Consider the following 5489-nt stretch of genomic DNA (forward strand, 5'->3'; position numbering starts at 1 on the left):
ACCTGAACCATGCGCGTCTACCAATTCCGCCACCTGGGCATAAAGTGTATGCTATCGCTTTACCGATTAGTGCCGCGTTTTGCATTGCATCTTTAAGAGGCGCAAAGTATAGCGTACTTTTTAAATAAACGGAAATCACCTTTGAAAAAACGCTCCAAAAACGACTCGAACGGCAAAGAAAGTTCAGTCAGTACCCATGATTTGCCGCCCGACTTTGATCCTGATGTTCCTAGTCGAGAAGTCATCATGCAGTTCCTGCGGTCCTCGGGAAAACCCGTGGATCCTGAATCTATGGCTGAATCGCTGGGGGGCGCGGTACCCTTGTCGGTGGGGTTCGCCCGTCGGTTGAAGGCCATGGAACGAGATGGCCAGGTGTTTTTTAATCCGCAAGGTCAGTTGTCGCTAAACAACAAGCTCGAATTTATTGCCGGCCGTGTGCAGGGCCATCGCGATGGCTTTGGGTTTTTATTACGCGACGATGGCGGCCCCGATTTGTTCCTGTCGCCGCGTGAAATGCTTAAAGTGTTGCATGGCGACCGCGTTTTGGCTAAACCCGATGGCGAATATCGGGGCAAGGCCGAAGCAACTATTGTCGAAGTGACTGAGCGACGCACCAATAAATTAGTTGGGCGCTTTCTTAAAGAGCGCGGCGCCTATATCGTGGTGCCTGAAGATCAGCGTATCAAGCACGATATTCTTATCCCCGCCTCTGATGTAGGCGAAGCCGATCCTGGGCAAGTGGTCACGGTTGAAATCGTCCAGCAGCCTACGCGCCATACGCAGCCGCTGGGCCGCGTGGTGGAAGTGCTGGGTGAAATCGATGATCCGGGAATGGAAATTGAAATTGCCGTGCGCAAGTTCGATGTTCCCTACGAATTCTCACCTGCCACGTTACAGCAAGCAGAAAAGTTGCCAGCTACTGTCAAGGCGGCTGATCTGAAAGATCGCATCGATCTGCGCGAGGTGCCTTTCGTCACTATTGATGGTGAAGATGCGCGCGATTTTGACGATGCCGTATTTTGTACGCCAGTTGAGCTGGGCACGGAAAAACGCAAGCGGCCGGGCTGGCGCTTGCTTGTGGCGATCGCCGATGTCAGTCACTATGTACGCCCTGGCGATGCGCTGGATAGCGATGCCATCGAGCGTGGTACCAGCGTTTATTTTCCGCGTCGGGTTATTCCGATGTTGCCCGAGGCTTTGTCCAACGGCATTTGCTCACTCAATCCCGACGTCGATCGGCTGGTGTTGGTGTGCGATATGGTCATTGCGGCAAGCGGTGCCAAGGAAGGCAGCATTACGGCTTATCAGTTCTATGATGCGGTCATTCATTCGCATGCCCGTACTACGTATACCGACGTCTGGGCGGCACTGCAACAGCCCAGTGGGCCAGCGGGGCAGTCAATGCAGGCGGTCTTGCCGCATTTGCAGAATTTGCACGAACTCTACCAATTGTTTGCACAGGCCCGCAAGAAGCGCGGCGCTATTGATTTCGATACGATTGAAACCAGGATTGTTTGCAATACCTTGGGCAAGATAGAAAAGATCGAAGCCTATACGCGTAACGATGCCCACAAGCTAATAGAAGAATGCATGTTGGCCGCAAATACCTGCGCGGCTGAATTCATGACCCGCAATAAGCGGCTGGGCTTGTATCGTGTGCACGAAGGACCTACGCCCGAAAAATTGCAGGCATTACGTGATTATTTGCGTAATCTGGGCTTGACGTTAGGCGGGGGCGATGATCCATCGACCGATGATTATGCCCAACTGGTCAAGGCGGCAAGTGGTAGGCCCGATTTTGCCATTATCCAGACCATGTGCCTGCGATCTTTGCAACAGGCTATGTACAGTCCGGAGCAGGTTGGGCACTTTGGTTTGTCTTACGATCATTACGCGCATTTCACTTCGCCGATACGGCGTTATCCTGACTTGCTTACCCACCGCGTAATTAAAAGCATATTGCGCGGCAAGCGTTACCTGCCACAGGTCGATGATATCGGCAGCCTGGCAGCACTGCCCAAAGAGGAGCGCGAACACGCCCTATGGGAAAAGCTGGGCTTGTTGTTGTCGGCCCGCGAACGGCGCGCCGACGATGCTTCCCGCGACGTCGAGGCCTGGCTTAAGTGCTGGTTTGTCAAAGAGCGTGTCGGCGAGGAATTCAGCGGCCGGGTTACGGGTGTGGCAACGTTTGGCATCTTTATCACGCTGGACACATTGTTCGTGGAAGGCATGGTGCATGTGTCCGAGCTGGGTTCCGACTATTTCCAATACAACGAAGCCATGCACGAACTCCGCGGTGAGCGCACCGGCATTCGTTATCGTCTGACAGACGCCGTGCAGGTGCAGGTCGCGCGTGTCGACCTGGAGGCTCGCCGTATCGAGTTCCGGCTGGTAAAAGGTACGACTTTCAAGGCGTTGAAGGCTTCGATCGAGCCAGATGCGCCTACTGAGCATCGGGTCAAGCGCGCCGCTCCGACCAAGCCACCTGCGTTGAAGGGAACTACATCGCGGCAGCGCAGGGCAGCCGCCAAGCGTGGCGACAAGTCAGCGACTGCACCCAGGACAATGAAGCGGCGCTAGTGCGATTGAAACCTTATCTGAAGGCACGGCAGTCATGAGGGGTAAAATGCTTTCGCAAGGGCCTGCCGCGTGGCCCTATACGAAATAACTCCATAAGGATATTCATGTCGTCTCATCAGGTTTTGGCCGGTTTCCATGCCGTGATCGCCCGCTTGCGCCACGCGCCGGCTTCAATCAAAGAGCTATACGTCGAAGCGTCGCGGCGCGACAAGCGCATGCAGACCTTCATCGAGCAGGCTCAGGCGGCCAATGTCCGGGTTCATCCGGTTGCAACCGACCGCCTTGATGGTTTGGCGCGAGGCACTCGTCATCAAGGGGTGGTGGCGCTGGCTGAAGCGCATTTGCTGGCCGCCGATGTCGATGAGGTATTGGATCTGCTTGAAGATAAGGCCGAACCCGCCTTGTTCTTGATATTGGATGGCGTTACTGATCCGCATAATCTTGGCGCCTGCCTGCGCACGGCTGATGCCGCCGGCGTGCATGCGGTGATAGCGCCACGAGATAAAGCCGTTGGGCTAAACACGACCGTGCAGCGGGTTGCCAGCGGCGCCGCAGAAACGGTTCCTTATATTATGGTTACCAATCTTGCGCGCACGATGCGTCAGTTGAAAGAGCGCGATGTCTGGATAGTAGGAACCGATGACCAGGCTACCGCTTCCATCCATCAAGTTGATGCGCGCCGTCCGATGGCTTGGGTAATGGGCGCAGAAGGCGAGGGCATGCGTCGCTTGACGCGTGAAACTTGCGACGAACTGGTCAATATTCCCATGCTTGGTTCAGTCGAGAGCTTGAATGTAAGTGTGGCCAGTGCGGTATGTTTATATGAGTCAGTGCGCCAGCGCCGTTCGTAATCCCTTTCCCTAAATATTCTGCGTTTTCTCATCATGGCTAACAACGGCTTTACCACTACGATACTTCACTCCGACAGGCGTTCGTCGATCGAGCATGGTGCGATACATAAGCCAATGCATCCGTCGTCGCAATATGCATTTGCCGATGCCCGCGAGCTGGCCGCTGTATTCCAGGGCAAGCCTGGTTTTACTTATGCGCGCCAGGGTACGCCAACTAATTCAGCCCTCGAGGCGAAAATTACGCAAATGGAAGGCGGGGCTGGCACTGTCACATTTGCCACTGGCATGGCAGCGCTTAGTGCAACTTTCTTTTCGTTGCTGAAAGCTGGCGATCATCTTATTACCAGCCAGCATATCTTTGGCAACACGAATAGTCTGCTTGGCACGTTGGCAGGCCTGGGCGTTGAGGTCAGTCTGGTCGATGCGACTGATGCCAATAATGTGATTGCTGCTTATCGACCTGAAACCCGGATGGTGTTCACGGAATCCTTGGCCAATCCCGGTACCCAGGTGGCCGATCTGCAAGCGATAGGCGAGTGGTGTCGGGGAAAGAATCTGGTCTATGTCATTGACAATACATTGGCGACACCCTGGCTGTGTCAAGGTAAGGCTATGGGCGCTTCGCTGGTTGTCAATTCATTGTCCAAGCATATTAGCGGGCACGGCAATGCGCTGGGCGGGGCTGTCACTGATACCGGTTTATATGATTGGACAAATTACGAGAATATCGCCGAGGCTTACCGTAGCGGCAAGCCGACATCGTGGGGGCTGACCCAAATCAAGAAGAAGGGTCTGCGGGATATGGGGGGCACTTTGGCGGCGGAAGCCGCGCACCGTATTTCGGTCGGCGCCGAAACGTTGGCATTGCGTATGGATCGTGCTTGCGCCAATGCTTTTGCATTGGCGCAACACTTAAGCAAACACCCCAAAGTCGCGAAAATCCATTACCCGGGCCTGCAGGATCATCCACAGCACGGCCGTGCTGCACAGTTGTTCGGCAATCGATTTGGTGCGCTGATGGGAGTGGAACTCGTCGATGATGTGGAACTGTTTGATTTTTTGAACCGGCTTCAAGTGCTGATATTAGCCACTCATTTGGGTGATAACCGTAGCCTGGTTTTGCCGATGGCCCATACTATTTACTATGAGATGGGCGCTGAACGCCGCGCATTGATGGGCATATCGGACAATTTCTTGCGAGTATCTATTGGTATCGAAGATGTACAGGATCTTATCGATGATTTCGATCAGGCCTTGATATAACCCCCTCTGTTTGAAAAAGGTGGCTCACCGATACGAATAGCACAAATCCGTATCCGCCGGTAGGCCCAATTGCAAAGAATGGAAAAATTCCTGTTGTTGCTGCGAAAATGTCAAAAAGTCAACAATGATGCGGGTTTTCAAGGTTTTCCGCTTGACAGCTATTCGTTTAAAAGGCTTAATACGCGGTAGTCAGCCAGGTGCGCGTATTTATAACAACGTCATTTGGTGGCGTCCTTATCGTCGTTTGCGGGCAACATCGGTCGCACCGACGATGCTGCGTATTTTTTAATCAAGCGCCAAGTCAGCCCGTTAGGGAGCTTGGCTACAATAATTTTTAGGGGTAATCCTTAATGAACAAAACAGAGCTTATCGAACACATTTCCACCAAAGCTGATTTGTCGAAAGCCGATGCTGGCCGGGCGCTTGAAGCGTTTATCGGTGCCGTAAAGACCACATTGAAAAAGAAAGGCACCGTGACTTTGGTCGGCTTTGGTACATTTGCCGTTACCGAGCGCGCAGCCCGCACTGGCCGCAACCCACGTACCGGCGAAGCTATCAAAATCAAGAAAGCCAAGGTACCTAAGTTCCGTCCAGGCAAGGCGCTTAAAGAAGCCGTTAACTAATAACGGGTGCCGATTTGCATAGTTGAACGTGCTGCGTTATAATTTTTATCTTCGCTTTTTGCACCAAAGAAGTGGTACCCAACACGACGGGTGCTTAGCTCAGTTGGTAGAGCGGCGCCCTTACAAGGCGTAGGTCACAGGTTCGAACCCTGTAGCACCCACCACAACTATG

Annotated in this window: 4 protein-coding genes and 1 tRNA gene; all 5 read left to right on the forward strand. The window is 53.5% G+C overall.

Translation table 11 applies throughout. The features are described from left to right. Positions 1 to 141: 141 nt before the first annotated feature. Positions 142 to 2580, forward strand: coding sequence for a ribonuclease R (gene rnr, locus ABWO67_RS18885; protein ID WP_353154754.1), 2439 nt, complete (start codon positions 142 to 144; stop codon positions 2578 to 2580). 104 nt (positions 2581 to 2684) lie between these two features. Beyond that, entirely contained in the window at positions 2685 to 3431 is a 747-nt protein-coding gene (gene rlmB, locus ABWO67_RS18890; protein WP_353154757.1) for a 23S rRNA (guanosine(2251)-2'-O)-methyltransferase RlmB, read from the forward strand. 33 nt (positions 3432 to 3464) lie between these two features. Then, complete coding sequence (locus ABWO67_RS18895; RefSeq protein ID WP_353154759.1) at positions 3465 to 4694, forward strand: cystathionine gamma-synthase family protein; 1230 nt, start codon at positions 3465 to 3467, stop codon at positions 4692 to 4694. A gap of 350 nt (positions 4695 to 5044) precedes the next feature. Next, a complete protein-coding gene (locus ABWO67_RS18900; RefSeq protein ID WP_353154762.1) occupies positions 5045 to 5317 on the forward strand; it encodes an HU family DNA-binding protein in 273 nt (90 codons plus the stop codon). 88 nt (positions 5318 to 5405) lie between these two features. Continuing rightward, positions 5406 to 5481 (forward strand) — tRNA-Val (locus ABWO67_RS18905). Positions 5482 to 5489 lie beyond the last annotated feature (8 nt).

This window comes from Pollutimonas bauzanensis, assembly GCF_040393045.1.
In the GTDB taxonomy this organism is placed as follows: domain Bacteria; phylum Pseudomonadota; class Gammaproteobacteria; order Burkholderiales; family Burkholderiaceae_B; genus Pollutimonas; species Pollutimonas bauzanensis_A.

Bases quoted from the DNA above. Each gene is read 5' to 3' on its own strand.
- rlmB (WP_353154757.1), top strand. From the start codon at position 2,685: ATGTCGTCTCATCAGGTTTTGGCCGGTTTCCATGCCGTGATCGCCCGC.
- ABWO67_RS18895 (WP_353154759.1), top strand. From the start codon at position 3,465: ATGGCTAACAACGGCTTTACCACTACGATACTTCACTCCGACAGGCGT.
- ABWO67_RS18900 (WP_353154762.1), top strand. From the start codon at position 5,045: ATGAACAAAACAGAGCTTATCGAACACATTTCCACCAAAGCTGATTTG.